The sequence below is a fragment of the Holdemanella sp. genome (assembly GCF_056804935.1).
Genome location: NZ_DBMEXE010000137.1, coordinates 1 through 4,507 on the forward strand (window position 1 = coordinate 1; position 4,507 = coordinate 4,507).

The window sequence follows — 4,507 nt, forward strand, 5'->3', positions numbered from 1 at the left end:
AGACAATTGCAATTGGCTAATAATAAAGCAGAGGATCTTACAATCAAGCGTTTAACTCGTAACAATCCTACAATGAAGCAGAAGTTTGATGAATTAAAGAAAGATAACAAATAAAGGACATTTCCAAATAGGAGATGTCCTCTTTTTAAAACATATTCATGAATAATGAAATGATAATCCAAAGTATGGTAAATACTAGATACAAAAGATTTGGGATTCGCTTAAAGAATCTCGCATACCAATTCTCATTTGTCTTCTCTTCTTTAATAAATTCATTAAATTCTTTTGATTTTAATACCATTGTAATAAGTCCATAAATCACAAGAGCAAGCACTAAAACTGTAATCAAAATATGATTTGAATATGCCGACATTAGAGCTAAAAAGTTATTTCCTGCATGTGCCAATATTGTTACTAATATACTATCTGTTTGTACATACATATAACATAGTACTAGACTCATAAAGAAAGCGGGTATGGCTTGTGTAATATTTAAATGTAAAAGTCCAAATAATAAAGAAGTCACAATAATCGCAAACATTTTATTATATTTAGTTAATGTATTTAAGATCATACCTCGAAATATCAATTCTTCAAATATAGGTGCAAGTATGACAACACTGATAAAAGTAAAAGTGTTAAATAATACACTTCCATTTAACGAGAAATCTGGGCTTGTATCTGGTAATCCAAATTTTGATAATAAAGCTCCAATAATACCAATCGCATAATTTAAAAAATACATCATTGAAACAGTATCTATTGTCTCTTTGGGTTTAAATGTAAACTTCAAATCTTTGATATTTTGTTTAAAAGAACTACTCATAAACCATAACAGGATGATTCCAGATATAAAAGAAATCAACATTTCAATGCAGGCATTGATTGCAGAATAATCATAATACAAAGAATACATGATTAAAGGCATTGCTACAAAGCTAAACAAAAAAGAGAGTGTCAGCTGCATAATAATATATAGCCATAATGAGCCTCCAACTTTACTTAATTCTTTATCAGGCATAAATTTAGGTGGTTGTTCCATAAGAATCACTACTTTCTAAATTAATTCTAACACAAAAGAGGCTTTTAGGCCTCTTGTAAAATATGAAGTTTTCTTAATGATTCCTCAATTGAATCTAAATCTTCTTTTGATTGTGCACTCACCGTATGACAATGATATCCACTCGTTAGATCCGTTAAAGGTTTTGCCTGATTCTGTGAAATAGAATCAATGAATTCCTTGACTTGTTTTCTAGAACTAATGTTCATTTTAGCCTCTAACTTACCATATATATTATGTTTGACAAATACATTTTCAATACAGCCACCACAATCTACGATCGCATTCATTTCTTCTTCCATACGATCATTCAAATGAAAACAAGAAAATACTCTTCGAACTCTTTGATGTGAACATACATATCCTTTGTGTGTCGCATAAATATGAACATTTCTTGCCTTTAATAAGGCAATATCTTGCACAATGACTTGTCTTGATACATTAAACTTTTTGGAAAGTGCACTTCCTGAAACTGGCACTTCGCTTTTTGAAATCGTGTCATAAATGGCTTGAAGTCTAGCTTCTTTTTCCATTTATTTCACCTGCAAGTTTTTTAAAGACAAATCTAAAATAGGTGCTGAATGCGTTAGAGCACCACTTGAAATATAGTCCACACCTAAGGCAGTTAATTTTTCAATATTCTCTTTTGTGACATTTCCAGAACATTCAGTTTCGGCTCTTCCATCAATGATTTCAATTGCTTTTTTCATATTTTCAACACTCATGTTATCTAACATGATAATATCCGCACCTGCTTCAACCGCTTCTTTAACCTGTTCTAAATTTTCTACTTCCACTTCAATTTTACGAACAAAAGAAGCATAATCCTTTGCCATCTTAACTGCATTCGTGATTGAACCAGCTGCTGCGATATGATTATCCTTCAACATAACACCATCTGATAAATTGTATCTATGGTTATTTCCACCACCAACACGAACTGCATATTTTTCAAACACACGCATATTTGGTGTCGTTTTTCTTGTGTCCAACAGCTTTGTCTTTGAACCCTTCAAATAAGATGCAACACGATTTGTATAAGTGGCAATTCCACTCATTCTTTGAAGATAATTCAACGCAGTTCTTTCACCTGATAAAAGAACACGAACATCTCCAGACACTTCAGCCAATAATTGTCCGTTTTTAACGGCATCCCCATCTTTTACATAGAATTTCACTTCCATGTTTTCATCTAATAAATAAAAGACTCTTTCAAATACTTCAAGGCCTGCAATGATTCCTTCTTCTTTACAGATCAATTGTACCTGCCCATATTGATAGGAAGGCATGACTGCATTTGTTGAAACATCTTCACTTGTTATATCTTCCTGCAAAGCTTGGATCAATAAGTGATCCACATTTAAACGCATTGTATTCTTATCCACGAGCTTGTCTCTCTCTTTCTATTTCTTCAAGTACCATATCGTGATACATTTTTTCTTGATTTGACAACTGATGTGACTTAGCCACTTTTGCCAAATGATCAAAATCATTTGTATAAGCCGGTTCCTTTTTCAATAAATCAACAACAGCTCTCTTTCCCCAAACTAAAGATTCCAATAAGGAATTACTAGCCAAGCGGTTTCTTCCGTGAACTCCGTTGCAACTCGTCTCTCCTACCGCATATAAGTGGGACATAGAAGTACGAGAATCTTTATCTACATGAATCCCACCCATAAAATAATGCTGGGCTGGCGTAACAGGAATCCATTCTTTTGTACAATCATATCCTTCTTCTAAACACTTTTCATAAATATGAGGAAAATGATTCTTGATGACTTCTTCACCTAAAACAGTCATATCCATCCAAACATAAGGCATATCATCCTTCTTCATTTGTTCGCGAATCTTTTGTGTCATGATATCGCGTGGCAACACTTCATTCGCAAAACGATTTCCGTCTTTTCCATAAAGCCTAGCCCCTTCACCACGAACCGATTCACTAATAAGGAAGGCTCTTCCTCTTTTCTTTGTATATAAAGTTGTTGGGTGAATCTGTACATAATCCACATTTTCTAATTTAATACCATGCTGGATTGCAATCGCAATGGCATCTCCCGTTAAGTGTGGATAGTTTGTTGAATGATCATATAATCCGCCGATTCCACCACACGCAAAGATTGTATAACCAGCTTTAATGCACATTTCATTGTTGTTGGCATCTTTTGCCAAAACACCATAACATACATTGTCCTTTTCAATAATGTCTGTCATTGTGACATATTCCATGATTGTAACATTCTCTAATTTGCGAACCACATCTAATAAAGTAGATGTGATTTCTTTTCCTGTAATATCTTCATGGAATAAAATACGTGGTTTAGAGTGTGCTCCTTCACGCGTATAATCTAATTCACCATCTTTTGTCGCAAAATCAACACCATATCCAATCAATTCATTAATAATGTCACGGCTTGAATTGATCATAATTTCAACAGATTCCTTACGATTTTCGTAATGCCCTGCTTTCATAGTATCTTCCATAAAAGAATCAAAATCATTTTTGTCTCTCAATACACAAATTCCACCTTGTGCTAAAAATGAATCACTATTTTCAGCATCAGATTTTGTCAACATTAGGACCTTTTTATCATTTGGAACATGTAAAGCTGCAAACAACCCACTTGCACCTGTTCCAACAATAACTATATCTGCTTCTAACTTTTTCATATTATTTTGCCAACTCCAACATTCTATCTAATGACTTTTCGGCCATAGCCTTCACTTCTTCATCTACAAACACTTCATTTGTCTCATTCAACAAACAATCATAAACTTTTTCCAAAGATACTTTCTTCATATTCATACAGATCAATTTATCGGATAATGGATAGAAAGTTTTATCTGGTGATTTCAACTGCATTTCATGAAGTACACCAAGTTCAGTGCCAATCACAAATTCTTTACTTGGATTGTCCACTGTATATTGAATCAATTCTGAAGTGCTTCCCGCAAAATCAGTTGCCTCAACAACTTCATTAACACACTCAGGATGAACAATGATTGGAACATTTGGATGTTCTTCACGTGCTTTTTCAACATCTTTTAATGTCACACGCTTATGTGTAATACAATATCCATCATTTAAGATAATATTCTTTTCAGGTACTTGTTTCTTCACATAAGCACCTAAGTTTCCGTCTGGAATAAAGAAAATATTTTTATTTGGAAGTGAACGAACAATCTTCACTGCGTTTGAACTTGTTACACAAATATCAGCCATTGTTTTTAGTTCAGCTGTTGAGTTGATATAACATACAACCGCTAAATCTTCATATTCTTCTTTCATCTTCTTAATAACAGCCTTACTTGCCATGTGTGCCATTGGACAATCTGCATTTAAATCTGGCATCAATACCTTCTTGTCTGGATTTAACATTTTGGCACTTTCACCCATAAATTTAACACCCGCAAATACAATAATATCTGCATCTGTATTTTTTGCTT

Annotated in this window: 5 protein-coding genes; all 5 read right to left on the reverse strand. The window is 33.5% G+C overall.

Annotation, left to right across the window (positions count from 1 at the left end):
* Positions 1-145: 145 nt before the first annotated feature.
* Complete coding sequence (locus ACZQCL_RS06805) at positions 146-1,042, reverse strand: CPBP family intramembrane glutamic endopeptidase (protein WP_227991036.1); 897 nt, start codon at positions 1,040-1,042, stop codon at positions 146-148.
* Positions 1,043-1,086: 44 nt separating this feature from the next.
* Entirely contained in the window at positions 1,087-1,593 is a 507-nt protein-coding gene (locus ACZQCL_RS06810; RefSeq protein ID WP_227991038.1) for a transcription repressor NadR, read from the reverse strand.
* Positions 1,594-2,445, reverse strand: a complete 852-nt coding sequence (gene nadC / locus ACZQCL_RS06815) for a carboxylating nicotinate-nucleotide diphosphorylase (RefSeq protein ID WP_412343595.1) — start codon at positions 2,443-2,445, stop codon at positions 1,594-1,596.
* Positions 2,438-3,730 carry an L-aspartate oxidase gene (locus ACZQCL_RS06820; RefSeq protein WP_418582437.1) on the reverse strand — a complete coding sequence of 431 codons (1,293 nt, stop codon included), beginning with the start codon at positions 3,728-3,730 and terminating at the stop codon, positions 2,438-2,440. Before ACZQCL_RS06820 ends, nadC begins: the two co-directional genes overlap by 8 nt.
* A 1-nt stretch (position 3,731) precedes the next feature.
* A partial coding sequence (gene nadA, locus ACZQCL_RS06825; protein WP_482482396.1) for a quinolinate synthase NadA occupies positions 3,732-4,507 on the reverse strand: 776 nt, incomplete at its 5' end.

Coding starts and splice junctions, on each gene's coding strand:
- ACZQCL_RS06805 (WP_227991036.1), bottom strand. CDS start 1,042: ATGGAACAACCACCTAAATTTATGCCTGATAAAGAATTAAGTAAAGTT.
- ACZQCL_RS06810 (WP_227991038.1), bottom strand. CDS start 1,593: ATGGAAAAAGAAGCTAGACTTCAAGCCATTTATGACACGATTTCAAAA.
- ACZQCL_RS06820 (WP_418582437.1), bottom strand. CDS start 3,730: ATGAAAAAGTTAGAAGCAGATATAGTTATTGTTGGAACAGGTGCAAGT.